Origin of the sequence: Bradyrhizobium sp. HKCCYLS1011 (assembly GCF_051167795.1) — a bacterium.
Lineage (GTDB): Bacteria > Pseudomonadota > Alphaproteobacteria > Rhizobiales > Xanthobacteraceae > Bradyrhizobium.
In genome coordinates this window covers 219,021-245,219 of sequence record NZ_JBNPTT010000002.1, presented here as the reverse complement: position 1 = coordinate 245,219, position 26,199 = coordinate 219,021, and the positions used below count along the sequence as shown (strand labels likewise).

At 64.5% G+C, this 26,199-nt stretch carries 23 protein-coding genes, 1 tRNA gene and 1 riboswitch; of the genes, 11 read left to right on the top strand and 13 right to left on the bottom strand.

Going from position 1 to position 26,199, the window contains the following annotated elements:
• Positions 1–26 precede the first annotated feature (26 nt).
• Positions 27–932, bottom strand: a complete 906-nt coding sequence (locus ACQR1W_RS05735) for a LysR family transcriptional regulator (RefSeq protein WP_434849895.1) — start codon at positions 930–932, stop codon at positions 27–29.
• A 114-nt stretch (positions 933–1,046) separates the two neighbouring features.
• Here ACQR1W_RS05735 and ACQR1W_RS05730 point away from each other — a divergent pair, with 114 nt between their 5' ends.
• Positions 1,047–2,405 carry an FAD-dependent oxidoreductase gene (locus ACQR1W_RS05730; RefSeq protein WP_434849894.1) on the top strand — a complete coding sequence of 453 codons (1,359 nt, stop codon included), beginning with the start codon at positions 1,047–1,049 and terminating at the stop codon, positions 2,403–2,405.
• Between the two features lie 4 nt (positions 2,406–2,409).
• Positions 2,410–3,636: an MFS transporter gene (locus ACQR1W_RS05725; protein WP_434849893.1), complete on the top strand. Its 1,227-nt coding sequence runs from the start codon at positions 2,410–2,412 to the stop codon at positions 3,634–3,636.
• A gap of 158 nt (positions 3,637–3,794) precedes the next feature.
• Here the strand turns inward: ACQR1W_RS05725 and ACQR1W_RS05720 are convergent, their stop codons facing one another.
• The 7 genes from ACQR1W_RS05720 to ACQR1W_RS05690 all read right to left on the bottom strand — a co-directional run bounded on the left by ACQR1W_RS05720 (position 3,795) and on the right by ACQR1W_RS05690 (position 9,150).
• Complete coding sequence (locus tag ACQR1W_RS05720; protein WP_434849892.1) at positions 3,795–5,435, bottom strand: lysine--tRNA ligase; 1,641 nt, start codon at positions 5,433–5,435, stop codon at positions 3,795–3,797.
• A gap of 146 nt (positions 5,436–5,581) precedes the next feature.
• Entirely contained in the window at positions 5,582–6,490 is a 909-nt protein-coding gene (locus ACQR1W_RS05715; RefSeq protein WP_434849891.1) for a transporter substrate-binding domain-containing protein, read from the bottom strand.
• 99 nt (positions 6,491–6,589) lie between these two features.
• Complete coding sequence (locus tag ACQR1W_RS05710) at positions 6,590–7,183, bottom strand: SCO family protein (protein ID WP_008974757.1); 594 nt, start codon at positions 7,181–7,183, stop codon at positions 6,590–6,592.
• An 18-nt stretch (positions 7,184–7,201) separates the two neighbouring features.
• Complete coding sequence (locus ACQR1W_RS05705) at positions 7,202–7,396, bottom strand: hypothetical protein (protein WP_434849890.1); 195 nt, start codon at positions 7,394–7,396, stop codon at positions 7,202–7,204.
• A gap of 122 nt (positions 7,397–7,518) precedes the next feature.
• Positions 7,519–8,046: a hypothetical protein gene (locus tag ACQR1W_RS05700; RefSeq protein ID WP_008974759.1), complete on the bottom strand. Its 528-nt coding sequence runs from the start codon at positions 8,044–8,046 to the stop codon at positions 7,519–7,521.
• A 422-nt stretch (positions 8,047–8,468) separates the two neighbouring features.
• Entirely contained in the window at positions 8,469–8,732 is a 264-nt protein-coding gene (locus tag ACQR1W_RS05695) for a hypothetical protein (protein WP_434849889.1), read from the bottom strand.
• Between the two features lie 154 nt (positions 8,733–8,886).
• Positions 8,887–9,150, bottom strand: coding sequence for a hypothetical protein (locus tag ACQR1W_RS05690; RefSeq protein WP_434849888.1), 264 nt, complete (start codon positions 9,148–9,150; stop codon positions 8,887–8,889).
• 283 nt (positions 9,151–9,433) lie between these two features.
• Here ACQR1W_RS05690 and ACQR1W_RS05685 point away from each other — a divergent pair, with 283 nt between their 5' ends.
• Entirely contained in the window at positions 9,434–9,799 is a 366-nt protein-coding gene (locus ACQR1W_RS05685) for a nuclear transport factor 2 family protein (protein WP_434849887.1), read from the top strand.
• Between the two features lie 308 nt (positions 9,800–10,107).
• Positions 10,108–11,955, top strand: a complete 1,848-nt coding sequence (locus ACQR1W_RS05680) for an AMP-dependent synthetase/ligase (RefSeq protein WP_434850435.1) — start codon at positions 10,108–10,110, stop codon at positions 11,953–11,955.
• Positions 11,956–11,982: 27 nt separating this feature from the next.
• Here ACQR1W_RS05680 and ACQR1W_RS05675 read toward each other — a convergent pair.
• A tRNA-Gly gene (locus ACQR1W_RS05675) sits at positions 11,983–12,056 on the bottom strand.
• Between the two features lie 258 nt (positions 12,057–12,314).
• On the opposite strand from ACQR1W_RS05675, the gene ACQR1W_RS05670 reads away from it, so the two are divergent.
• The gene (locus ACQR1W_RS05670) at positions 12,315–12,716 is read left to right on the top strand and encodes an SPW repeat protein (RefSeq protein WP_008974766.1); all 402 of its coding nucleotides are present in this window, start codon (positions 12,315–12,317) and stop codon (positions 12,714–12,716) included.
• Positions 12,717–12,863: 147 nt separating this feature from the next.
• On the opposite strand, the gene ACQR1W_RS05665 is transcribed toward ACQR1W_RS05670, so the two are convergent.
• Positions 12,864–13,376: a GcrA family cell cycle regulator gene (locus ACQR1W_RS05665; RefSeq protein WP_035984201.1), complete on the bottom strand. Its 513-nt coding sequence runs from the start codon at positions 13,374–13,376 to the stop codon at positions 12,864–12,866.
• Positions 13,377–13,863: 487 nt separating this feature from the next.
• On the opposite strand from ACQR1W_RS05665, the gene ACQR1W_RS05660 reads away from it, so the two are divergent.
• From ACQR1W_RS05660 to ACQR1W_RS05650, 3 genes are all read left to right on the top strand, one after another.
• Positions 13,864–15,075: an aspartate aminotransferase family protein gene (locus tag ACQR1W_RS05660; protein ID WP_434849886.1), complete on the top strand. Its 1,212-nt coding sequence runs from the start codon at positions 13,864–13,866 to the stop codon at positions 15,073–15,075.
• Positions 15,072–15,998, top strand: a complete 927-nt coding sequence (argF, locus tag ACQR1W_RS05655) for an ornithine carbamoyltransferase (RefSeq protein WP_434849885.1) — start codon at positions 15,072–15,074, stop codon at positions 15,996–15,998. Before ACQR1W_RS05660 ends, argF begins: the two co-directional genes overlap by 4 nt.
• Positions 15,999–16,240: 242 nt before the next feature.
• Positions 16,241–17,239 (top strand): Hsp33 family molecular chaperone, encoded by a 999-nt coding sequence (locus tag ACQR1W_RS05650; RefSeq protein ID WP_434849884.1) that lies wholly within the window; start codon positions 16,241–16,243, stop codon positions 17,237–17,239.
• Positions 17,240–17,505: 266 nt separating this feature from the next.
• Here the strand turns inward: ACQR1W_RS05650 and ACQR1W_RS05645 are convergent, their stop codons facing one another.
• Together ACQR1W_RS05645 and apaG are read right to left on the bottom strand one after the other, a co-directional pair.
• A complete protein-coding gene (locus tag ACQR1W_RS05645; RefSeq protein ID WP_434849883.1) occupies positions 17,506–19,839 on the bottom strand; it encodes a molybdopterin-dependent oxidoreductase in 2,334 nt (777 codons plus the stop codon).
• Between the two features lie 873 nt (positions 19,840–20,712).
• Positions 20,713–21,105 carry a Co2+/Mg2+ efflux protein ApaG gene (apaG, locus tag ACQR1W_RS05640; protein WP_008974776.1) on the bottom strand — a complete coding sequence of 131 codons (393 nt, stop codon included), beginning with the start codon at positions 21,103–21,105 and terminating at the stop codon, positions 20,713–20,715.
• A 355-nt stretch (positions 21,106–21,460) separates the two neighbouring features.
• On the opposite strand from apaG, the gene ACQR1W_RS05635 reads away from it, so the two are divergent.
• Genes ACQR1W_RS05635 through ACQR1W_RS05625 form a run of 3 tightly spaced genes read left to right on the top strand, consistent with a single transcriptional unit; the run spans position 21,461 to position 24,631 of the window.
• Positions 21,461–22,714: an OpgC domain-containing protein gene (locus tag ACQR1W_RS05635; protein ID WP_434850434.1), complete on the top strand. Its 1,254-nt coding sequence runs from the start codon at positions 21,461–21,463 to the stop codon at positions 22,712–22,714.
• The gene (locus ACQR1W_RS05630; RefSeq protein WP_434849882.1) at positions 22,714–23,499 is read left to right on the top strand and encodes an SGNH/GDSL hydrolase family protein; all 786 of its coding nucleotides are present in this window, start codon (positions 22,714–22,716) and stop codon (positions 23,497–23,499) included. The genes ACQR1W_RS05635 and ACQR1W_RS05630 overlap by 1 nt, the downstream gene beginning before the upstream one ends.
• A 13-nt stretch (positions 23,500–23,512) precedes the next feature.
• On the top strand, positions 23,513–24,631 hold the full coding sequence (locus tag ACQR1W_RS05625) for an SGNH/GDSL hydrolase family protein (protein WP_434849881.1): 1,119 nt from the start codon (positions 23,513–23,515) through the stop codon (positions 24,629–24,631).
• Positions 24,632–24,762: 131 nt separating this feature from the next.
• Here ACQR1W_RS05625 and ACQR1W_RS05620 read toward each other — a convergent pair whose 3' ends face one another.
• Entirely contained in the window at positions 24,763–25,977 is a 1,215-nt protein-coding gene (locus ACQR1W_RS05620; RefSeq protein WP_434849880.1) for an O-succinylhomoserine sulfhydrylase, read from the bottom strand.
• Between the two features lie 76 nt (positions 25,978–26,053).
• Positions 26,054–26,133: riboswitch (SAM riboswitch) on the bottom strand.
• Between the last annotated feature and the right edge of the window lie 66 nt (positions 26,134–26,199).

The window sequence follows — 26,199 nt, the reverse complement described above, 5'->3', positions numbered from 1 at the left end:
ACAACGGGTGCGCGCGCGACAGGCAACTAATCAGAAGCCGCGGCCCATGGCGGCGATGGCGAGAACGCGTCCTTGAGGAATTGCGCCAGCGCGCTGATGCGGGCCACCTGCATGCGCGCTTCGGGAATCAGCATCTTCACCCATCGCGCAGGTAGCTGGTAGTTTTCCAGCACGGGTACCAGCTCGCTCGTGGCCAGTCTCGGAGCCGTCAGATATTCAGAAAGCTGGGCAATGCCGTTTCCGGCGAGCGCTGCACGTAGCAGGACCTGTCCGTCATTGGCGCTGATCCTGGGATTGATCTCGATCGTAGTCGGTCCCTGCGGGCCGTTGAACGACCAGATCGATCCGGTCGGCGCAAAATTCAGCGTATCATGCGCGATCAGGTCGCGCGGATGCGCAGGCGCACCGCGGCGGGCGACGTAATCGGGCGATGCGCAGAGCATGGGTCGCAGCGGGCACAGCGGGATATCGACCACGTCGCTGAAAGCGGCTTCGAACGCTGCGATCGCGACGTCGAAGCCTTCATCCGCGGGATTTACCGCCCGATCAGCCAGCACGATTTCCATGCTGAGCTTGGGGTTCAGCGCCTGGAAGCGCGTCAGGATGTCGGCGAGATAGAGCACGGTGAGCGTCGTCGGCGCCTTGACACGGATCGGCCCCTCGAGGTCCTGCCCCGTGTCGGACACCTGCCGCATCGTGTCGTCGAAATCCGCCACCAGCGATCGCACCCGCTCGATCCAGCGCCGGCCGGCCTCGGTCAGGGTCACCGTCCGAGTGGTTCGAACGAACAGCCTGGTCTTCACCGCGCGCTCGAGCTGATCGACCCGCTTGGTCAGCACCGATGTCGCGAGCCCGCTTTGGCGGGCCGCTGCGGTGAAGCTGCGGGTCTCGGCCACGGCCAAGAAGGCCCGGAGGTTCTGAAAAGCGTCCATCTCTCACCTTTCTCGAATCGCGAAAAGTATTACCGCATTTCGGAATATTCTTCGCGAATTACGAGTGAGTTAGAGTTGCGGCAAAGCTAACGCAGACAAATCAGGGAGGTCCTCTTGGTCCAAGCGGCTGTTCGTGAGCCAAACCGCGACACCACCGTGCTCGGTTCTTATGATGTCGTGGTCGTGGGCGGAGGTCCGGCCGGTCTTGCCGCCGCCACCTCGGCGGCGAGGGGCGGCGCCGATGTCCTCTTGGTGGAACGCTACGGCTTCCTGGGTGGCATGGGCACCGCCGGAGGCGTCACCAACTTCGCCGGCCTGTTCGGGCTCGTACGTGGCGAGACCCGTCAGGTCGTGCACGGCGTGGTCGACGAACTGCTGGACCGGCTCGATCAACTCGGCGGTCTGAACGAGCCGCAGCAGGGCCTGCAGGGGCGGATCACGGTCCGCTCTTATGACGTCTCCGCTCTCAAATGCGCGGCTGACGATCTCTTGCTTTCCGCGGGCGTGAAGCTCTTGTTTCACGCCGTCGCCGTCGATGTCGCGATGGACAATGGCCATATCACCGCGCTGGTCGTCGAGACCAAATCGGGCCGCCGCGCGATCCGCGCGAAGCTCTTCGTCGACTGCAGCGGCGATGCTGATCTCGCCGCCCGAGCCGGCGTCCCGTTCGAGACCGGCGACGGCCATGGCGGCGGCCTGTTCCCGACCACGATGTTCCGGGTCGGCGGCGTCGATCCGCATCGTGCGATCGCGGCGATCGGCGACTTCAAGGCGATCGACCGGCTGATGAGCGAGGCCGCAGGCCGCGGCTATCGGTTTCCGCGCGAAGGCGCCATCGTCCGGCCGCAGAAGAACCCGACCGAATGGCGGGTCAACGTGACGCAGATCCGCAATGCGCAAGGCAGCGTGATGGACGCCACCGATGCGCTGCAACTCAGCGACGGTGAGATCGAGGGGCGCCGGCAGATCCAGGAATATTTCCGCTTCCTGAAGAACGAGGTCCCCGGCTTCGAGCACGCGCATATCGTCGAGATCGCCCCGCAGGTCGGCATCCGCGAGAGCCGGCGCATCGAGGGCCTCTACCAGCTTTCCGGGCAGGACATCGTCGGCTGTGCTGACTTCGACGACACCATCGGCGTCAATTCATGGCCGATGGAGCTGCATGTCGCGGGCAAGGTCGAGTGGGGATTTTATCCGGACGGCAGCCGTGGCTTCTGCCAGCTCCCGTTCCGCATGCTGCTGCCGAAGGGCGTCTCCAATCTGCTCGTCGCCGGCCGCTGCGCCTCCATGACGCACGAAGGCCAATCGGCGGCGCGCGCCAGCGGCGCCTGCTTTGCGATGGGCCAGGCCGCGGGCACCGCCGCGGCCATGGCCGCGAGCGGGCCGACCAACGCCGCGCTTGGCGAGCTCGATGTGACCTCGCTGCAGAAAAAGCTCGTTGAACAGGGCGCCTATCTCGGGACCGACATGTAAGGCCATGACTGCAAAGATCGAAACCGTCGGTGCGCGCGCGGCGGCCGCGTCCGAATATTATCGCTGGGTCGTGCTGCTGATCGCGTGGCTGAGCTTCCTGTTCAGCTTCATAGACCGCCTGACCTGGGCCAACGTCGCCGTGTCCGCCGGACAGTCGTTGGGCCTCTCGGTGGCGCAACTTGGCGTGTTCGTGACCGCCTTCTATATCGGCTATGTCGTCTGCAACGCTGTCGGTGGCGTGATGAGCGATGTCGTCGGCGGCCGTACGACGTTGACGATCTCCATGCTGTCGCTGGGCGTCGCCACGTTCCTGTTCGGATTCACCTCGTCGCTGACCATGGGCATCGCCTTGCAGGCGATGATGGGTCTCGCAGCAGGCGCCGACTACGCGTCCTGCATCAAGCTGATCGTCAACTGGTTCGATCGCGGCAGCCGCGGCCGCGCCATGGGACTATTGCTCGTCGCCTCGTCCCTCGGCGTCACCGCCACCAATGCGATTGTGCCGACCCTTGCGGCCTGGCTCGGGTGGCGCGGGGTCTATCAGGCGCTCGGCGTTGCGACCGTCCTGATCGGCGTGATCGCCTATGCCTTGTTGCGCGACCGGCCGAGCGACCAGCCGGCGGTCGCGGCCAAGACCCCGCCGATCGGACCATTGCTGCGCGACCGGAACGTGCTGCTGCTGACATTCAGCGGCTTTGGCGCCTTCTGGGGCACATGGGGTTTCGCGTTCTGGGCCAACGCACTGATGATCCGCGGCCATGGCCTGACGGCCGTGGAGGCCGGCTTGATCATGTCGCTCTCAGGCATTGCCGCCATGATCGGAAAACCGCTGATCGGCCTGTTGGCCGACTGGCTGGGCGGAAAGGAAAAATGGCTGGCGATTGGCACCCTGGCGCTGTTCGCAATGATGCTGCTAGTATTTGGGACGTTGCATGACCGCCTGGCATTTCAGATCGCCGCGCCCCTGCTCGGCTTCGGCGCGTTCGTCTACAGCCCCTTGCTGGCCGTGATGGTCGCCGATGTTGCCGGCACGGCGTTGGCCGGATCGGCGACCGGACTGACTGCCAGCGTCTGGCAGCTCGGAAGCGCCATCGTGCCGGTTGTGGTCGGCGTGATCTTTCAGGCGACGGGCTGGTTCATGGCCGCCTTCGCGACGCTTGCAGTCGGCCCGGCGCTGGCAATCCTCTGCCTGCTGTTTCTGAAGCTGCGCAAACAAACGGGAGATGCGTAGCAGCCGACTGCCGTCATTCCGGACGACGCGCGAGGAGCGCGTTGATCACAGATGCGCAATTGCGCATCGGGGAAGCTCGAGCGGATTGAGCGAATTCATCAGATCGAGATTCCGGGTTCGCGGCGCTGTGTGCCGCGCCCCGGAATGACGGAGCGCGACTACGCCGAGCGCGCCAGCGCGCCGTCGATCATGGCGACCGCGTTGCTGATGCCGTAGACCGCGACGAAAGAGCCGAAGCGCGGGCCCTTCTCCTGGCCGAGCAGCACCTGGTAGAGCATGTTGAACCATTCCAGCGAGACGCCGGGGCGGCCGTCCTTGCCCTGTTTCTTGTGATCGAGGAATGGCTCGCGGCGGCCGATCTCATAAACCACGTTCTGAATGTCCTCGGCCGAAGCGTCGGTCTCCAGGTTCGACAATGCATCGCGCAGGTCCTGCAGCGCGGCGCGCTCACCTTCGCTCGGCTCACGGAACACCTTCGTGGGCGCAACGAAATCGCGATAGTAGTTGATGGCATAGCCGACCATGGCATCGAGCTTCGGATGCGTGGCCGGCGTCACGCCGGGTCGGTAGCGGCCGATGAACCCCCACAAGGTCTCGGCATTCTCCGCATTCGACGACGACACCAGCGTCAGCAGTAGCTGGAAGGTGACGGGCATGTCGGCCTTCGGCGGCTGGCCGGAATGGATGTGCCAGACCGGATTGCCGAGCTGCTGCTTGGTGTCCTGGCGGGGGAAGCCTTCCAGGAATTGCTGATAGTCATCGACATTGCGCGGGATCACGTCGAAATACAGCCGCTTTGCAGCCTTCGGCTCGCGATACATGAACAGCGACAGCGATTCCGGCGAGGCGTAGCGCAGCCACTCGTCGATGGTAAGCCCGTTGCCCTTCGACTTCGAGATCTTCTGCCCCTTCTCGTCCAGGAACAGCTCGTAGTTAAAGCCCTCCGGCGGCGTGCCGCCGAGCGCCGCACAGATCTTGCCGGACAGCTTCACCGAGTCGATCAGGTCCTTGCCGGCCATTTCATAGTCGACGCCGAGCGCATACCAGCGCATCGCCCAGTCCGGCTTCCACTGCAGCTTGCAGTGGCCGCCGGTGACCGGAAGCGTGACGCGCTCCTGGGTGTCAGGGTCGTCGTAGGAGATCGTGCCGGCCTTCACATCATGCTCGACGATCGGCACGTAGAGCACGAACCCGGTGCGCGGGCAGACCGGGAGGAACGGCGAATAGCTCGCCGCGCGCTCCTCGCGCAGGGACGGCAGCATGATCGCCATCACCTTCTCCAGCCGCTCCAGCATGCGCAGCAGCGCCGCGTCGAAGCGGCCCGAAGTGTAGTAGTCGGTCGAGGACGCGAATTCGTAGTCGAAACCGAACCGGTCGAGGAAGGCGCGCAGCCGGGCATTGTTGTGGGCGCCGAAGCTGGCATGGGTGCCGAACGGGTCGGGCACCTGGGTCAGCGGCTTGCCGAGATGCTGCGCCAGAAGCTCCTGGTTCGGCACATTGTCCGGCACCTTGCGCAGGCCGTCCATGTCGTCGGAGAAGGCGAGCAACCGCGTCTTGATCTTGTCCTCGGTCAGCACCCGGAAGGCATGGCGCACCATCGTGGTCCGGGCAACTTCGCCGAACGTGCCGATATGCGGCAGGCCGGACGGGCCATAGCCGGTCTCGAACAGGACTTCGTCCTTCGGGTGTTTCTTCAGCCGGGCCACGATCGCTTTCGCCTGCTCGAACGGCCAGGCGTTGGATTGTTCAGCGAGCGCACGCAGGTCGCTCGGGCTCATGGCGGGATCGATCGTGGACATTTGAGGAAAAGCTTCTCCAAAAGCAAAAAAGACGGTCCGACTATAAGCCGGAGGGTGGGCAAAGCGAAGCGTGCCCACCGATAGCACGATGCTGGTGATGGTGGGCACGGCGCTCCGCGCCTTTGCCCACCCTACGGGCGATGTTGCTAGAACGGGCTGATCGAGAAATAGCGCAGCCACAGATCGGTGTAGCGGCCCTTTTCCCAGACCCGGAACAACGCCCAATTGAGCGCCTGACGCAACAGGTCGTTGCCCTTGCGGACCGCGATCCCGATGCCTTCGCCGAAATAGCGGCTCTCGACGAAGGGGCCACCCGAGAAGGCGCAGCAATCCGCCGAATCGGTGCCGTTGATCCAGAACGCCAGCGAAATGCCGTCGCCGAAGATGAAATCGACCTCGCCCCGCCTGAGCGCCGCACGCATCGTCTCGCTGTCCGGATAGGACTTGATCTCGGCGTCGGTGAACATCGCCTTCAGATAGGCCTCATGCGCCGAGCCGGCGACGGTGCCGATCTTCTTGCCTTCGAGATATTCGGGCCGGACCTCCGGCATCACGGCGTCCTTGCGCGACACGAAACGCGCCGGCGCACGATAATAGGGATCGGAAAAATCGACCCGGGCGCGCATCGGCGGGGTCACCGCCATCGAGGCGATGATGGCGTCCCCCTTATTGGAGGTGAGAGCGTCGAGCAGGGTGTCGAACCGCCGCATCTGGATGGTGCAGGTAACCTTGATCTCGTCGCAGATTGCCCGGGCCAGATCGACGTTGAAGCCGGCCGGATTGCCGTCGGGACCGGTGAAGTTGAACGGCGGATAGTCAGTCTCGGTCAGGAAGCGAATCACGGTCAGGCGCGACAGATCCGGCCGCTCCGGACGGCGCCTGGGGTCCCAGAAGCCGGGCACGGCCTGCGGCGCGGCCTCGACCGGCGGCTTCGGCGCGGCCTGGGCTGCGGCCTCCCGCTCGCCCAACGCGAGCGCGCCACAAAAGGCGAGCGCCGCCAGGACGGCGCGGGCGGACAGAGACAGGGAGGAGTGCTGGAACAAGGTCGTGAGCATCGGCGATTTCGGGATCACCGGCCTTATAGACCATCTTGTCGCGTTTTCGAGGGCCGATTGCGCGGCTGAAATCCGGCCCGCACGCGGCCTTAACCGGGCTTAAAGGTATTTCTTGAGCTCGGACGCCGCCTCGTCAGGGGTTCGCTTCAGGTTGAACGGCGCGACGAACCGGCCGTCGCGGTCCATCAGATAGACCAAGGCGGTGTGGTCCATGGTGTAATCGCCGTCCTTCAACGGCACCTTCTTGGCATAGACCCGATATTCCGAGGTGACCTTGGCCATCACCTCAGGGTCGCCGGTCAGGCCCTTCAGGTGCGGGTCGAAGCTCGACAGATAGTCCTTCATGGCGGCCGGCGTGTCGCGCTCGGGATCGACCGAGATGAAATAGGCATTCACCCGGTCCGCATCCTGCCCCATCGCCCGCAGCACCTCGGACATCTCGAACAGCGAGGTCGGGCAGACGTCCGGGCAATGGGTGAAGCCGAAGAAGATCAGGGTCGGACGGCCCTGCAGGCTCTTGTCGGTGATGGTCTGGCCATCCTGATCGGTCAATTGGAACGGGCCGCCGATCGCCGCGGGCGCAGCGATATTCCGGCCGCCGCCCATGACGAGAAACAGCAGGACAAGTCCAACCAAAAGGCTGGCAGCGAAGGTGCCGACGATCACCAGCGGGCGGGCAGTACGATTGTCCATCTTGATCCTGCCTTCCGATCAGAAACAGGCCTCGAGGCCGGCGACGATCGTCTCAAAGAATACGGTGGTCCCGAAGCGGGCCCAGAGCACCAGGGCGCCCGCCACCAGACCAACGGTGATAAGGCCGGCCGCCAGCCCGACCGCCCACGTTCCGCGCCGGGCCGCCGGGACGGCAAGCGACATCTGTTGTGGCGATGAAACGGGCTGGATCATGGCGCGCTCGCTGGGCCGATGCCTGCGATCATCAGCCGGTTCCTCTGAGATAGGCCCGGCCTCCGCAGGAGGCAAGCACGACGGGATCCAACCCAGTCACGTCGTGCTGAACGCGATACCGATCAGTGCGAAGCAGACGCCCCAGCGGCGGTGGGCGAGAGGACCGGCACGTGAGAGGCGCCGCCGAATTGGGAGCCTCGCGACGAGGCCTGGGCGTCCATGTAGCAGGGCCGATACAGCGTCTGCAGCTCCCTGCCGCGCAGGAAGATCATCCGGGGCGTGAGGCCGCCCCGCTGGGCGATCCAGCGCCGGATCGGGGATGGGTACATGGAATAGAGCATCTGGGTGGCTTCGGGGTTGGTGACGGCGCGGCCATTGGCGCCGAAATCCCAGGCCGCGTGGAAGCCGAGATTGGCATGCGAGGTCACACAGATCCGGTCGTGCGGGATGGCGCCGAGAACGATGGTGCAGGCCGAGGCACAGAGACCGTCGATGATCACATATTCGCCGGAAGAGCGCAGGCCCTGATACCGGTCCACATAGGTTCCGATCCGGCCGCCGCGATCGTCCGCGATGCGGACCACGGCGCGGCTGGCGCCCATCCCCGCCAGCAAGAGGACAACCGCGAGCAACCCCGTCAAAAATTTCATGCCGAGCCCCAGTTCAATCCCGTCGAAACCGATCTGACCGACTGTGATGCGTTTCTTGTGATGCGTGGATCGCGACCAATCTCTCCCTCGCGCGCCATCCCAAAGCAGGCGCACAACGGCGAATTCATGACCGCACGTGCAGCGTGTTTCGAGATCGTGGTTTTGTCCAGGACGGCCCCGCAGCTCACAGTAAATTCACCGCAAGTGTTGCAGCCTCGCTGCACTCGGACAGATCATCGCCGCTCGGTCGGTTCCGCGAGTGGCCGTCGCGCCGCGATCAGAGTACGCAGCACAATCTGTGCGTGACAGAGATGCCACGCTGCCGACGCAAAAAAGCCCCGGGTTTTCCCGGGGCTTCATGTAACCATTTGTTCCGTTTGGCTCAGGCCGATTCGCCGATGCGATCAGCTCATTCTTGCAGCTCAGTCGTGATCGTGCTCGTGGATGATGACCTTGCGGTCGGGATCAACGTGCTCTTCCTTGCGGATCACGGTGGTGCGCTCGCCCGGTTCGTCCTCGCGTTTGATCACGGTGGTGCGGTCGCGGTCGTAGCTGTGCGATTCGCCGACCGTCACGCCTGCGCCGACCGGGCCCACGCCAACACCGACCCGCGCTTCATCCGCCTGTGCCGCCGGGATTGCCAGCGCAATTCCCGCCGCCGTCGCCAATGCAATGGCAAGTTTCATGTGCCTCTTCTCCAAAGCTGCCCACGCGACAAGTCGCAGCTGCTGCGGAGTGTTCCGGCGCTTTTTGGCAGATCGCGGGGAACCATTCTCGGCCTGGCGATCCGGATTCGCTGAAGCAGCGGTGGCGCGCTCATGCGCCGGAAGTTCAAGATCGTTAATTGTCGGGCAAGCGGATGCGCGCGCCAAACGTGATGTGCGGCGCGTCGTCGGAGGTGAGCTGGATCTGTTTGTCCGGCAGCGCCTGGTAGCTGCCGTCATCAGTCTTCCTTAACGCATATTGCCAAACCGTTAACGGCTGCCCTTGCGCGAGCGCTTGCTGAAGCCGGCTGGCGCGGAAGCCCGGAAGCTTGAAAAGATCATCGCGCATCATGCCGATCATGGTCGGACTGTCGCCCCGATGCAGCTCGAAGAACACCATATGATTGGGCTTCTCAGGCGCCTTCAACAGAGTGTCCGCCGCGAACAGCGCGAGGCAGATCCCGACCGCGATCCATCTCCATGTGTCGGGTCTCATAACTCGTCATCCCCTGCGATCAAACGTATCTCTGCGCGATTCATGCGTGCGCATGAAGTAGTCCTCCGTCGTCAAACCGCAACTTACAGTCTCGTTATCGGTATCGCGATGACCTGCGACGTAATCGCATCACGCTGCGTGAAGCGCGAGGATCGGACGTCAGCACTTCACAACGAGGAGAGCACCGATGACCGATCTCAATGCAGTCGCCAACACCTACATCTCGCTCTGGAACGAGCGCGCGCCGCAGAAGCGGCGGGCGTTGCTCGAGACCAATTGGACCGAAGATGCCGTCTATGTCGATCCGCTGATGCGCGGCGACGGCCGTGACGGTGTCGACGCGCTGATCGCGGGTGTCCAGACGCGCTTTCCTGATTTCCGATTCCGCCTGATTGGTCAAGCCAACGGTTATGGGGACAACCTGCGCTTCTGCTGGGGCCTCGGTCCGGATGGCGCTGATTGTCCTATCAAAGGCACCGATTTCGTCGAGCTCCGGGACGGTCGCATCCGCCGCATCATGGGCTTCCTCGATCAGGTGCCCGAAGGCGCCTGATCACCACTCGTTCAATGGCCGATCGTGATGATGTGGCGGCCGCTTCCTTTTGCGGGAAGCGGCCGCTGTGTTTGCGGCGAGCCGCCGCAGTACGCCGCCTCCGATACCGCCATCCATTCCCAGCATCCATTCCTGGCATCCTTTCCTGAAATGCTTGGCTCCCATGCCGTGATGAATGCGCGGACCACGCCCTCTTGCGCTAGGTCAACGTCGAGATCAGAGCATTCCAGCAAGACCTCGGACTCGAGGCGGAGCCTTTCGGAGGCGCGTGCGTGCAAGTCGAGACCAAGCCCATCACCCGACCGACCGTGTCGGGTGAAAGCATCGGTGGATTTTCAGATGTCAGGACGCTGCCCGAGCTCCTGCGTTGGCGCGTGAGCCTAACGCCGGACAAAGAGGCCTATCGGCAGTTCGACCCGAAACAGGGACGCTGGGCGAGCTTTTCCTGGCGGACCATCGACCGCGAGTTCGATCGCTTCCGGCGCGCCCTTGCCGCCGAACGCTTTGCCGCCGGCGAACGTCTCGCGATCCTGATGCCGAACGGGCTTGCGCATGTCGCAATGGATCAGGCGGCGCTGGCGCGCGGGCTGGTGCCGGTGCCGATGCACGCGATCGACAACCCCGACAGCATTGCCTACATCCTGGAGGATTCCGGCGCGCAGCTCCTGTTCCTGGATTCGGGCGAGCGCTGGCGCGACATTGCCGCGATCGGCAATGCGCTTGCGAACCTCAAGCGGGTGATCTGCGCCGATCTCGAGGCCACGCCGGAGCTTGCGAAAGCCGATCCGCGCGTCATCGCCCTCGACGCCTGGCTCGCTGCCGCCGCGACCGCCGACCTGCCGCAACAGGACATCGCGGTGCAAGCCGATGACCTCGCGGCCATCGTCTACACCTCCGGCACGACAGGGCGTCCGAAAGGCGTGATGCTGTCGCACGATAATGTCGTGTCGAACCTGAAGGCGATCCACCGGCGGCTCGCCGCCGGGCGGGACGACGTCTTTCTCTCCTTCCTGCCGCTGTCGCATACGTTCGAGCGCACCTGCGGCTACTACTATCCGATCGCGATCGGCGCCTGCGTCGCCTATTCGCGCTCGGTGAAGCAGATTGCCGAAGACCTGATCGAGGTGCGGCCGACGCTGCTGATCTCGGTGCCCCGGATCTATGAGCGCATCTACTCGCTCGTCATGCACCATCGCGCCTCCGCGGGGCCAGTCGAGCGGACCTTGCTCGATCTTGCGATCGCGATCGGCGGGCGGCGTTTCGATGCGCGCCAATCCGGCGGGATGCCACTATCCTTGTTCGATCGCCTGGCGTGGCCGCCGCTGCAGCGGCTGGTCGCCAACAATGTGCTGGCGCAGTTCGGCGGACGCCTGCGGGTCGCAATCAGCGGCGGCGCGCCGATCGCCGAACCTGTGGTGCGGCTGTTCCTCGCGCTCGGGCTGGACGTGCTGCAGGGTTATGGCATGACCGAGACGTCGCCCGTCGTTGCCGTCAACACGCCTGACGACAACGACCCGCGCTCGGTCGGTCGTGCGCTGCCGGGCGTCGAGGTCAGGATCGGCGACAATAATGAGCTCATGGTCCGTGGCCCCAGCGTCATGCTCGGCTATTGGCACAGACCGGAGGAGACCGCGCGCGTCAAACAGGCCGACGGCTGGCTGCACACCGGCGACCAGGCCCGCATCGACAATGGGCGCATCAGCATCACCGGCCGCATCAAGGACATCTTGGTCACCTCGACCGGCGAGAAGATCGCGCCCGCCGATCTCGAAACCGCCATCCTCACCGATCCCCTGTTCGACCAGGCGCTGGTCATCGGCGAGAACCGCCCGTTCCTGACCGCGCTGGTCGTTCTCAACGCCAAGGGTTGGGCCGAGCAGCAGAAAAAGCTCGCCAGCCATGGCCAGCAGGGCACTGAAGCCGAAGCGGCGTCGCTGCTCCGCCATATCGCCCGCACCGTGAAGACCTACCCGGCCTATGCGACGCCGAAGGCGGTGTGGTGGACGCTCGAGCCCTGGACCATCCAGGCCGGGTTGATCACGCCGACGCTGAAGAACAAGCGGCCCGCGCTGGAGCGCCGCTTCGCCCCGGAGATCGAGGCGATTTACGCCAAGCGGCCCGCGGCCGCGAAGGTCGGCGGCGCGACGGTCCGCTAACCGGCGTCAAACTGCTCAGGGGAAGGCTGGAGCGGGCGAAGGGAATCGAACCCTCGTATGCAGCTTGGGAAGCTGCCGTTCTACCATTGAACTACGCCCGCGCTGGCTCATGATTAGCCGAGACGACGGCGTCCGCCAAGCGGCTTCTTGGCCGCACGGGATCGCCAACCCCGCCCTGCCCCTCAAAAATCGTGGCATCCAGACGCAGCTCGCGGGCCGATCGCCCGATCTTGATGCGCCACCGTACCAGCGGCTGGAACCGAAGTCGAAGGTGCCGCTTGTTGCTGGTGAGGCCGCAAGCGGCTCCGTCATCGCCTCAGTGTCATCGCCGCGACCGGCCGGACGCTGGAGCAGTGATCATGATCAACTCGCTTATCACCCGCAAGCCGCGGCTTATCGTGTGGAGCCCTTCCGCGCTCGACATCTACACCCTGCTGTGCGGCATCTTCCTGGCGGCTTCGCCATGGCTGTTCGGCTTCACCCGCGCCTATGGCCGGCTCGACGCCGAACTCGGCGGTTACGCGCTGATCGCGCTATCGGCCGCCGGCATCCTCGCCTTTGCCGATTGGGAGGAATGGCTGAAGCTGGCGCTCGGCCTCTGGCTGATCGCGGCGCCCTGGCTGCTCGGCTTTGTCCATACGTCTGCCATGCATGTCAGCATCTCGATCGGCCTGATCGTGACCTTCCTGACCCTGCTGGAGCTCTGGCTCGCTCACGATCCGGATTTTGCCGAGGACATTAAGGCGGCCTCGCGCCACTGACAGCGCCGATAGCCCAACGCCCTGCGTTCTGGGGCGCGGCTCGCGCTCAAGCCGGACGGCACGTCCGGCTTCACATCGGCGGCGCGATGCGATCGGCTTCGATCGCCATCGCGCAGCAGGCGGGCGCCAATCGCAGATAATCCGCGTTCAGCGTGTCGGGCTCTTGCCCGGTTGCCGGCGGCGATCCGCCGCGGGCTGATAGGCAATGCGCGAATGCTGCGCGCAATAGGGCAGGCCATTGAGCGCCTTGCCACCGCAGAAGAAGAAGTCCGGGCTTGCGGGATCACCGACCGGCCAGTGGCAGGTGCTTTCCCTGAGCTCGAGCAGCGACAGCCGCTGGCTCATCGGCACAACATTGTCGAACGTGACCGGATCGGGCTCCGCTTCGACCTCGAACACCTGCGCCAGCGCGGTGTTGCCGCGGGCGACCGGGCGCGCCACCCGCATCATCGGCTGAGCGGGTCGGGCCTTGCGCTGACGCGGGGCAGCGGCGGCAGGGCTCTTGGCGCGGCCGGAGAGGCCAAGCCGGTGCACCTTGCCGATCACGGCGTTGCGCGTCACATTTCCGAGTTCCGCGGCGATCTGGCTGGCCGATAATCCGGCCTCCCAGAGCTTTTTCAATTGCTCGACGCGATCGTCGGACCAGGTCAATACCGTCATCGCACCTTTCCCTTCGCGTTGCGCTGGCCAATTCTGGGACAGCGCTGCGATGCCAACCTCTAGAAAATCCCTGCAGGCAGAATCCCTTAACCCTCGCCGGGCGCGATGCGCGCGCCCGGACGTGTACGCCAAACAACCGAACTCTTAAGGATCAGACCTGCTGCACGAGATGTCGTACTCGATGGAGAAAACGCTACAATATGCCGTGACTCCCGCGCAAGAGTCGGGGGCCCTCGTCCACACCTTCCGTGACCGCCGATTGGGCATCGTTCCCACTGTCATCTGGCTGCAATCTCTCGCGCAGCGGCCCGCAGCGGTTCGCGCGGGCGTGTTGACAGCCAACGTTCCGCGCATACAATAGCTGTGCGTGCCGCCTTGAAAAGGCGGCACATTTTGTTTTCCAGGGCCTGGTCCCTGATGCGCGATGGCGCCGCTCTGCGCCTCGTCGTTTGCGTCTTGACCAGCTCGTTAGCTCAAGTGATCAGCCATGACCACCGACGTCGCCTCGCATCTCCTCCCCGTATTCGCCCGGATCGATCTTGCCTTCGAACGCGGCGAAGGCGCGTGGCTGATCGCGACCAATGGCGAACGCTATCTCGACTTCACCTCCGGCGTCGCGGTGAATGCGCTGGGACACGCGCATCCGCATCTGGTGAAGGCGCTGCAAGAACAAGCCACCAAGCTCTGGCACATGTCGAACCTGTTCAAGAGCCCCGACGGCGAGCGGCTGGCGGCGCGGCTGTGCGAGCAGAGCTTTGCCGACTACGTGTTCTTCGCCAATTCCGGCGCCGAGGCGATGGAATGCGCGATCAAGATCACGCGCAAACATCACGCCGCCAAGGGACACCCTGAGCACTACCGCATCATCACCTTCGAGGGCGCGTTCCATGGGCGCACCCTGGCGACGCTCGCGGCGACTGGCTCGGCCAAATATCTCGACGGCTTCGGCCCGCCGATGGACGGCTTCGACCAGGTGCCGCTCGGCGATCTCAATGCGGTGAAGAAGGCGATCGGCCCGCACACCGCCGGCATCCTGATCGAGCCGGTGCAGGGCGAAGGCGGCGTCCGCACGGCGCCGCTTGCGTTCTACAAGGCGCTGCGCGAGCTCTGCAACGAGCACGGCCTGTTGCTCGTATTCGACGAGGTGCAGACCGGCATGGGCCGCACCGGCGAGTTGTTCGCGCATCGCTGGATTGGTGTCGAGCCAGATGTGATGTCGCTGGCGAAGGCGCTCGGCGGCGGCTTCCCGATCGGCGCCTGCCTCGCCACCGCGGATGCCGCGGCCGGCATGACGCCGGGCACCCACGGCTCGACCTTCGGCGGCAATCCGCTGGCGGTCGCGGCTGCCAATGCCGTGCTCGACGTCATGCTCGCGCCCGGCTTCTTCGACCACGCGCGGAAGATGTCGCTGCTGCTGAAGCAGAAGCTCGCCGCGGTGATCGATCGTCATCCCGAGGTGATCTCCGAGGTCCGCGGTGAAGGCCTGTTGATCGGCGTCAAGGCCGTGGTTCCCTCGACCGATCTGATTGCCGCGTTGCGCGACCAGAAGCTGTTGACGGTCGGCGCCGGCGATAACGTCGTGCGCTTCCTGCCGCCTTTGATCGTCACCGAGACCGAGATCGGCGAGTCCGTGCAGCGGCTCGATCGCGCCTGCGCGGCGCTGTCGTCGGGAGAGCACAAGCAGGCGGCCACATCATGAGCAAGACCCTCCGCCATTTCCTCGATATATCCGAGGTTCCGCTTGCCGAGCTGCGCACCATGCTCGCGCTCTCCAGCGACCTGAAGAAGAAGCTCAAGGCGCATGAGCCGCCGAAGAAGCCGCTCGAAGGCAAGGTGCTGGCGATGATCTTCGAAAAGCCGTCGACGCGCACCCGCGTCTCCTTCGATGTCGGCATGCGCCAGCTCGGCGGCGAGTCGATCATGCTGACCGGCGCCGAGATGCAGCTCGGCCGCGGCGAGACCATCGCCGACACCGCCCGCGTGCTGTCGCGTTATGTCGATGCGATCATGATCCGGATCCTGAGCCACGACGCGCTGCTCGAGCTCGCCGCACATGCGACCGTGCCCGTGATCAATGGGCTCACCCGCCGCTCCCATCCCTGCCAGGTGATGGCCGACGTAATGACTTATGAGGAGCATCGCGGGCCGATCGAGGGCAGCACCGTGGCCTGGAGCGGCGACGACAACAACGTGCTGGCCTCCTGGGCCCATGCGGCGGAGCGCTTCAAGTTCAGGCTCAATGTCGCCACCCCGCCGCAGCTCGCGCCGGGCAAGGCGATAAAGGATTTCATCCGCGCCACCAGGGCCGACATCCGTCTTGGCCATGATCCGGAGGAAGCCGTAGCCGGCGCCGACTGCGTCGTCACCGATACCTGGGTGTCGATGGGCGACAAGGACGGCGAGCATCGCCACAACCTGCTCAAGCCCTATCAGGTCAATTCCAAGCTGATGTCGCTGGCGAAGCCCGAGGCGATCTTCATGCATTGCCTGCCCGCCCATCGCGGCGAGGAGGTCACCGACGAGGTGATCGATGGCCCGCAGTCGGTGGTGTTCGACGAGGCCGAAAACCGCCTCCATGCGCAAAAAGGCATCCTGGCCTGGTGCTTCGGCGCGGGGACCTAAGCGCCCACGATCGACGCGCGGCGCAAAGCGGTACAAACACAATAAGTGTCGTCCCGGACAACCGAGCGAAGCGAGGGCAGATCCGGGACCCATACCGCGTGATTTATCTGTCTGACGCAGGTGGCTGTTATTCTGCGTAATGACGGCGGCCCGTGGTTATGGGTCCCTGCGTTCGCAGGGACGACAGCGGAGCACGCCGCACACCCCTTTCATTTGCGCATCTTGACCCCAGATAGAGGCCCATGATGGCCAATTCCCCCGACACCGAAATCAATCTCGCAAGCGACATCCGCGCGCCGTCGGCCGTGCCGGTCGACGACGCGGTGCTGCCGTTCGAGGTTGCCGCGCTCGATCTGCGCGGCCGCCTCACCCGCATGGGGCCGGCGCTCGACGATATCCTGACCAAGCACGCCTATCCGCAACCGGTCGGCAAGCTGCTCGGCGAAGCGATCGTGCTGACCACCCTGCTCGGCTCGTCACTGAAGTTCGACGGCCGGTTCATCCTGCAGACCCAGACCGACGGTCCGGTCTCGTTCCTGGTGGTCGACTTCCAGGCGCCCGATCGTCTGCGCGCCTATGCACGCTATGACGAAGCCCGTCTCGGCGAAGCCAAGGATTCCGGCGGCCTGCTCGGCAAGGGGCATCTGGCGATGACCATCGACCAGGGCCCGGATATGAGCCGTTACCAGGGGCTGGTGGCGCTGACCGGCGGCAGCCTGGAAGAAGCGGCGCATGAATATTTCCTGCGCTCCGAGCAGATCCCGACCCGAGTGCGCCTCGCCGTCGGCGAGGAATGGAGCGGCGGCAAGCGGCGCTGGCGTGCCGGCGGGCTGCTCACGCAGTTCCTGCCGAAGGCGCCGGAGCGCGCGCGCCAAGCCGACCTGCATCCTGGCGACGCGCCAGAGGGCACCGTGCTGCACACGGTGGAGGAGGACGACGCCTGGGTCGAGGGCCAGTCGCTGGTCTCGACCGTGGAGGATGTCGAGCTGATCGATCCGGCGCTGTCTGGCGAGCGGCTGTTGTACCGGCTCTTCCATGAGCGCGGCGTGCGCGTGTTCAAACCCCTGAGCCTGCAGGCGCGCTGTTCCTGCTCGCGCGATGCGGTAGCGAGCATGCTGAAGAGCTTCTCGCCGCAGGACCGCGCCGAGATGGTGCAGGATGACAAGGTGGTCGTCACCTGCGAGTTCTGCTCCTCGGTCTATCAGTTCACCCCGCACGAAGCCGGCGTGACGGAGAATTAGTCCTCACGCCTGCCCTGCTTGCGCGCTACTCGGCGACGATCCCTCTCGTGGCCGTCCTTCGAGACGCTCGCCTCCCGGCGAGCTCCTCAGGACCAGGCTTTAGCTCGCGGCGAGACGACAGACCCTCAAGGTGAGGGCGCGGCGAAGCCGCGCGTCTCCGGACGATGCTTCGCATCGCCGGGAGAACCATGAGGCCCGGAAATTCGAGACAGATGCGATAGCCGTCCCCGCGGCAGTTCGGACGGCATATCGCATGCTCGTTGCGATCAGCTCCGCGCTTGCGCCTGCGCCCCATGAATCCGCCGCGAGCGCGCCTCGGCGGCCGCGGCCTCCGTCGCCGTCAGTCTCTCCAGTCGCACCGCCACATGCTTGTGATACGGCGTGCCGGCGATGGGATCGCGGTTGAGACTATCGGTCAGCGCATTGATGCGCGGGCCATTGGTCAGTCGTTCTCCGTCGTCGGCGGGATAGGACTGCCCGTAACCGTGCGGCAGCGCCAGCTGCCCCTGGCGCATGCTGTCGTCAGCCTTGCAGCGGACCACCACCCGGCCCGCCGGCGAGCGGACCGCGATCCATTCGCCGTCGCCTGCACCCAGCGCTTCGAGATCGCGTGCGTTGACCAATAGCGCGCCGTCCGGATCGTCGCGACGCCAGGCCGGATCGCGGAAGATCTGGTTGGCGTTGAACATGCGGCGCTGTCCGGCCGCAAGCACGAACGGATAATCCTTCGGCGCTGCAGCCGCGGCCGGGTCGAGCCCGCCGAGCCAGTCCAGCATGGCCGGGATCGCAAGCCGGATCTTGCGATCGGGATGAGCGACCAGCGACCACACATCTTCATAGCTATGCGTCGTGATCGCGACGCCGCTGCGCGTGCCAGCGATCGCATCAAACAGCGCGTCACCAAGCTCATGATCCGGAATCGGCCTATCAGCACCGAGCGCGCGCCGCACCGCGTCGGGATCGCGTTTCGCGCATGTCTGCGCGGCCTGCCAGAGCGGCGCGGCCGCAGCGGTGCCGTCCGGCAGCGTGGCGCCGAGCGTGTGGTAGAGGATCAGCGCGCCGAGCGGCGCGGCCTGCGGATTGGCGCCAATGAAGGCGCGCAGCGCCGTCGCGAACTCAGTGCGCGACTTGAATGCGGCGTCTCGCAGTGAACCGAGCACATTGTCGCCGGGCAGGAGCCCGAGGGCACGCGCCAGCCGGCTGTAGATCTCCGGCTCCGGCAGAGTGCCTGCAAGCGGCGGCGCCACGGCCGCGCGCACATGGAAGTAGTTGGTCGGAAATTCGAAGTTGAACAGCGTGAATTCGGTCTTCTCATATTGCGAGGCGGCCGGCAGCACATAATGCGCAAGACGCGCGGTCTCGGTCAGGGCGACATCGACCACGACGCAGAGATCGAGCGCGGACAACGCCTTCTCCACCTCCGCGGTGTTGGCGACGGTGTTGGCCGGGTTGGAGCTGTCGATCCACAGGCCGCGCAGCCGCTCCGGATGATCGTTGAGGATCGCCTGCGGCAGCAAGTTCGGCGGCAGCAGGCCGGCGATGATCTCGGTGTCGGTCGGTGCATAGCGCTGGTTGGGCGAATTGCCCCATAGCGGCTGTAGCCAGGAATGCAGCTGGTTGGTGCCCTTCCGGCCAAAGCTGCCGGTCAGCATGATCAGGAGCTTTTCCAGGTAGGAGTTGAGGGTCGAGTTGACGCCCTGCTGAATGCCGAGTTCGACGCGAACGGTCATGGCCCTCGCCGCCACGATCATGTCGACGCAGCGCTCGATCTCGTCGAGCGGGATGTCCGCCGCGGCGGCCCACTCCGCGACCGGAATGCGCGCCAGCGCCGCCTTGACCTCGGCAAAGCCGGTCGTGTGACGCTCCAGGAAGTCATGATCAACAGCATCGCGACGGACGAGCGTCGCCAGGATGGCGCCGAGCAGGAACGCATCCGCGCCCGGCCGCACCGGAAGATGCAGGTCGGCCATCTCGGCGGTCTCGGTGCGGCGCGGATCGATCACGATCATCTTGCGGGTAGGATCCTTGCGGATCTGGTTGAGATGGTCGCGCGCATTGGCAAAGCCGTGGGCGATCCATGGATTGGCGCCGATCACGAACAGCAGGTCGCAATGATGGATGTCCTCGGCGGTGTGGCAGGTCTGGCTGCCGAACATGTGGCCGTTGACCCAGAAATCGCCGGTCTTCTCCTGCGACAGCGCGTTGAAGACCGAGCGGACCCCGAGCGCCCGCAGCACGGCGTTCGCATAGGCGCCGCCGGCGTGGTTGCCCTGCCCGCCGCCGCCATAGAGCGCGATGCTCTTGCCGCCGTGTTTCTGCACGATATCGCGCAGCCGCACTGCGATCTCCGCAATCGCGGTATCCCAGTCGATCTCCTCGAAGCCGCCGTCGGCACGGCGCCTGAGCGGCGAGGTCAGCCGGTCCTTGTGACGCGCGTAGTAGGGAATGCGCGCCGCCTTGTTGCAGATGTAACCCTGCGATTTCGGGTTCTCACGGTCGCCGCGCACCTTCGTGATGCGGCCGTCCTCGACCAGCATCTCGACGCCACAATTGATATAGCAGATATTGCAGGCGGATTTTTGCCACTCCGGCTTCGACATCGTCGCGCTCCCGATCTGCGTCCCCGTCCGTTTGGGGGCATTTTATATGATTATCGTCATATGAACAACCGTCTTTCCGAACCTGCAATGGGCGTGAAGCACGGGCCCGTGATCGCCGGCCTGCGCAACACTGACGAATTTGCCCGTCGTGCCAATGTGCCGCAGGCGTTGTGGCTTGCGGCGTCGGGCAAATCAGGTTCACATTTCTGCCCGTCCTGCCTCCACCAGGAGGGGCGTATCGCGGTCGTCACGAACGTGGGAAGCGGGATGCGATGGACGCATCTGACTGTAGCGCGACCTGGTCGCGCCGACGAACGGTCGTGATGCGGACGTGAAATCGTGTGGTCCTGATACTCCGACGCTAGTATCAAGTTCGCGGACAGAGGCTTTGCCTCGCGCGGATGACGGTGGCCAGAAAGCCCGGTGCACCGAGGAGAGCTCGTATAAGCGTTAAAACCGTCGCGCAGGGAAGGCCGGGATGTCTTGGCCGATCCTGTGGTACCTGCCGCCTGCATTTTCTTTCGCAGGCGGGCCATGGGGGCGGCGAGCTCCCGGCCTTCCCTGCTCCCTCTGCTTAGGAAGAGGGTGACCTGATCAGCAAAGCTCGGACAGATACGTGTCGCGAGAACATAGCTGCACGACTGTCAGGAAGGGGCGACGACGTCGCTCCATTTTCGACGGTCATCGCCCGCCACCTGGTCCGGCCCACGGCCGGCCAGATAACAGGCTCCGTCGGGCGATCCAGTACGCCGAGGCCCCTCGATGAAATGCTGCCGTCTCTGGAATACTGGATCGCCCGGCTGAACCGGGCGATGACAGCGGAGTGTTAGCTACTGCGTGCCAGGCGAGAGACAAGCGAAAGAAACAATGCCTCTAATTCAACACCCGCTTGCCGTCGGGGCTGTCGAGCGAAAAGGCCGGCACTTCGATCTCGAAGCGCTCGCCGCTTTCGCTCTCCATCTCGTAATGGCCGGCCATGAAGCCCGTAGCCGTGGCGAGCGGCACGCCGGAGGTGTATTCGAAATGCTCGCCGGGCGCGAGCACCGGCTGCTCGCCGACCACACCCTCGCCGCGGACTTCCTGCCGGCGGCCGGCCCCGTCGGTGATGATCCAGTGCCGGTTGCGCAGCTGCACGGTCTCCTCGCCGGTATTGGTGATCACGACCGTGTAGGACCAGAAGTACCTGCTATCCTCGGCCGAGGACTTCTCCGGCAAGAAGGTCGGCTCGACGGTCACTTCGATCTGGCGGGTCACGGCGCGATACATGGATATCAGTCTAGCGGAAAGTCAGGGCAGAACCAATCACCGCGCTGTCGCGCTTTGACCACAGTTCCGGATCATGAGACCAATCGTGTAGAGTGCGTGGCGGCTTTGAGATGCCGCAAATTCGTGCGGCCGAAGCGGGATCTATACGCCACAAGCCGCCGATTCGCTCGTAGTGCCGGTATCCCTGAGCGTGTGCAACCGTCATGCGTGACGGGATCGCCACAATGATCCGCCGATGGCGCAAAAGCCGGGCCTGTTCCCGGCCGATAACTCCTTCATCGCTTGCGCAAAAGTTGCGCGGGCCTACATTCCCCCTGCCGCGCCTTCAAAGGCGGCAGCAGTGACGCGGTGCCTGATGACGTCGATTGCCGATCGCCTTGCCGGACCTACGGTCCCCGAAGCGCCTGCGCTGGCGCCCGCAGCGCCGGCCGCTACGGCTGTGCCTGCGATCAGCTTTCCGCCGGCGGGCGAGCGCGAGCTCAGGCTCGACCTGTTCCGCGGGCTCGCGCTGTGGCTGATCTTCATCGACCATCTACCGCCCAATCTTCTGACCTGGTTCACGATCCGGAACTACGGCTTCTCCGACGCCACCGAGATCTTCATCTTCATCTCCGGCTATACCGCGGCCTTCGTCTATGGCCGGGCGATGCAGGATTCCGGCTTCGTGGTCGCCACCGCGCGCATCCTGCGCCGCGTCTGGCAGATCTACGTCGCGCACGTGTTCCTGTTCACGATCTTTCTCGCCGAGATCTCCTACGTCGCGACCAGCTTCGAGAACCCGCTCTACACCGAAGAGATGGGGATCATGGATTTCCTGAAGCAGCCGGACGTGACCATCGTGCAGGCGCTGATCCTGCGCTTCCGTCCCGTCAACATGGACGTGCTGCCGCTCTACATCGTGCTGATGCTGTTCCTGCCGCTGATCCTGTGGCTGATGCGCTGGAAGCCTGATCTGACGCTCGGCCTCTCGGCTGTGATCTATGCCGTGACCTGGGAATTCGACCTGTATCTGTCGGCCTACCCGAACGGCTTCTGGGCCTTCAACCCGCTTGCCTGGCAATTGCTGTTCGTCTTTGGCGCGTGGTGCGCGCTCGGCGGCGCCAGGCGCATGACCCGCATTCTCAATTCGCCGGTTACGCTTTGGATCAGCGCTGCCTATCTATCGGCTGCGTTCCTCGTGACGCTGACTTGGTACATTCCGCAGCTCGGCCATCTGCTGCCGCGCCGGCTCGAGCAGTGGATGTATCCGATCGACAAGACCGACCTTGACGTGCTGCGCTTCGCGCATTTTTTGGCACTGGCTGCGCTCACCGTCCATTACCTTCCGAGGGACTGGCCGGGCCTGAAATCGCGCTGGTTGAAGCCCCTGATCGTGTGCGGTCAGCACTCACTGGAGATCTTCTGCCTCGGCGTCTTCCTCGCATTCGCGGGACACTTCATCCTTGCCGAGGTGTCGGGTGGCGCAGCAATGCACGCGCTGATTAGTCTCAGTGGCATCCTCATTATGTGGGGGGTTGCATCGTTGATTTCGTGGTACAAAAACGTGGCAGACAAGAGTGCACCGCGAAAGGCTGCGCTTGCGAATGCCGATCTGGCGGGAGGGGGCTGATGCAGTCCGTCTCGTGGTTAAGGCGACGTAAATACGGCCTCATGAGGCTTGGGCTGCTGACACTGGCCACCGTGCTGGTGACGGCGGCGCGCGCCGAGGAGAACGTCCCGAACTGCGAGGTGCCGCCCTATCTGCTCGCCACCGAAAGCAAGCTGCCGAAGGTCGCCGAAGCCGTGAAGAACGGAAAGCCGCTCGATATTCTCGTGCTCGGCAGCCGCTCCTCCACCATCGTGAGCACATCCGACAACAACGCCTATCCCTTCCGCTTGCAGGCGGCCCTGAAGGAAAAACTGCCTTCGGCGACCGTCAATCTGAGCGTCGAATTGCAGCCGAAGAAGACGGCCGAGGAGATGGCCGGCAGCTTCGTTAAGCTGCTGGAAGCAAAAAAGCCTAATCTGGTGATCTGGCAGACGGGGACGGTCGACGCGATGCGATCCATCGATCCCGATGAGTTTCGTGCCGCCGTCAACAACGGCGTGACGGAGCTGCAAGATGCGGGGGCGGACGTCATCCTGATGAACCTGCAATATAGCCCACGTACGGAAACCATGATTTCCGTGCCGCCTTACATCGACAACATGCGCGTCGTTGCGCAGGAACGCGACGTGCCGCTGTTTGATCGGTTCGCCATCATGCGGCAATGGAACGAAAATGGCGATTTCGACCTGTTCAATCCCACGCACGGGATCGAGCTCGCCAAGCAGGTTCACGACTGTCTCGGCAAGGCGCTCTCGAAACTCATCATCGATGCGGCGCAGCTTGGGCCGGTCGCGCAGCAGAACTAGGATGTCTCGGTTTATGACGTTAACGAGTTGTCACCGCGTATTTCGAGGACTGGCGCTTCCGGCTCTCATGGCAATCGCACTCGCCGTGCCAGCATCATCGCTCTCAGCACAGACTGCGGCGCAAGCCGCGCCGGCCTCACCGCCCGCAGCTGACGCGCCGGCATCGCCGCTAACCGAGTTGCGATCGACGATCGGTCATGCTGCAGCGGGCGATCCGCAGAAGCCATCGGCACCACAGGTCGCTGCGGTGCATCAGGGCGCTCCGGCAGGCAGCACGGCAGGCACGCAAGGCGTAGCTCAGCAGCCTCCCTCCGCGCAGCCTGCTAATTCCACCGTGCCGAAGAGCTTCACCGAAAAGGCGCTCGACAAGGTGAAGCAGGTCGCCAAGTCCGCGGGCGACATCTTCAACCGGGTGCCGTGCCTGCCGCCGAAGGGCGGCGCGAAATCGTTCGGCGCGCTGCCACATGTCGCCAACAAGCTCGCCTCCGGCCTGCCGGTCGTGATCGTCGCCTTCGGATCGTCCTCGACGCAGGGTTACGGATCGAGCGGTCCGGAATACACCTATCCGAACCGCTTGGCGGCGCAGCTGCGCCGGCAATATCCGATGGCCGATATCACCGTCGTCAATTCAGGCATTGGCGGGGAGGATGCGCCTGAGATGATGAAGCGGCTGCAGACCGCTGTCATCGACCGGCATCCGGACCTCGTGATCTGGCAGGTCGGCACCAATGCCGTGCTGCGCAATCTCGACCCGACCGAGACCGCCAAGATGGTCGATGACGGTGTCGCGAAAATCCAGACCGCAGGCTCCGACGTCGTGCTGGTCGATCTGCAATATTCGCCACGCGTGATCGAGCGGCCCGAACGGGCGAACACGATGATCAAGCTGCTCAGCCACATCGCCGAGCTGCATCATGTCGGCATCTTCCCGCGCTTCGAGGTGATGCGCGACTGGCACGAGCGGCAGTCGATTCCGATCAACGACTTCGTCATCTCCGACGGGCTGCACATGAACGATTGGGGCTATGCCTGCTTTGCGCAGCTGCTCGGCGACGACATCATCCTCTCGGTGGGCCAGGTCAAACTCGGCGTCAACCTGCCGACCAACGTGCTGACCTATCGGCCGATGTGACGCCGAAAGCGGCATCCCGGGGCGGCACGCCAGCACGCGAACCCGGGATTTCGAGAGGCGAATAGGAAATAGCCCGGCAGCGAGTAGCGAATGAAAGACTCTATTCGCTACTGACTACGCGCGGCGAAAGCTCACGCTTTCGCCAGGGCCGCATCCAGATCCGCGATCAGGTCGTCGGCATGTTCGAGGCCGGCGGAGAAGCGGATGAAGCCCTCGCTGATGCCAAGTTCGGCGCGCACCTCCGGCGACAGCCGCTGATGGGTGGTGGTGGCAGGATGGGTCACCAGCGTCTTGGCGTCGCCGAGATTGTTGGAGATCCTGGCGAGCTTGAGCGCGTTGAGCGTCCGGAACGCTGCCGCCTTGCCGCCCTTGACCTCGAAGCCGACCAGGGTCGAGCCTGCGCGCATCTGCTTCTTCACGGTCGCAGCCTGCGGATGGTCCTCGCGGCCCGGATAGATCAGCCGCGAGATCTTCGGATGGCCGGCCAGCCAGTCGGCGATCTTGCCTGCCGTCTCGGTCTGCGCGCGCACGCGCACCGCAAGCGTCTCGAGGCCCTTCAGCAGCACCCAGGCGTTGAAGGGCGACATCGACGGGCCGGTCTGGCGCATGAAATTGTGGATGTGCTCGGCGATGAAGGCTTCCGACGACAGGATGACGCCGCCGAGACAGCGGCCCTGGCCGTCGATGTGCTTGGTCGCGGAGTAGACCACGACGTCAGCGCCGAGCGCGAGCGGGCTTTGCCAGAGCGGCGTGGCGAAGACGTTGTCGACGATCAGCCGCGCGCCATGGGCATGCGCGATCTCGGCGATGGCCCCGATGTCGAGCACGTCGAGCGTCGGGTTGGTCGGGCTTTCCAGGAAGAAGCTCTTGGTGTTCGGCCTGACCGCGCGCTGCCACTGGTCGAGATCGAGCCCGTCGACCAGGGTGGACTCGATGCCGTAGCGCGGCAGCAGGTCTTCCACCACGTAACGGCAGGAGCCGAACATCGCCTTGGGGGCGACCATGTGGTCGCCGGCCCGCAAGGGCGCCAGGATCGCGGTGGTTACCGCGGCCATGCCGGTCGCTGCGGAGCGGGCGGCCTCGGCGCCCTCGAGCTCGATCATGCGGCGCTCGAACATCGCCATTGTCGGGTTGGAATAGCGCGAATAGATGAAGCCGGGTTCCTCGCCCTTGAACCGCGCCTCGCATTCCTCGGCGGAGGCGTAGACGAAACCCTGGGTCAGGAAGAGCGCTTCGGCGGTCTCGCCGAATTCGGAGCGCAGGGTGCCGGAATGCACCAGCCGGGTCTCGGGGCGATACTGGGTCAGCGAGGGGGTGGTAGTGGACGCCGGAGCGGACTTGGACATATGACCTCCATCGTGACCATCTCGGCGATGGCCACAATAAAAAACCGGCCTGGGAGAACTCTCCTCATGGCCGGGATCACATCTGTCCCCGGCCTGTTTAGCGATTTATTTAACGTGGCTGCAAGCCGGCCGGCTCAAATCACCACGGGATAAATGATGCTCTTAATCGTCGGCGGCCTTTCCGTCAAGGCGGCCATCGGATAACGGGGAAGAGGCACAATA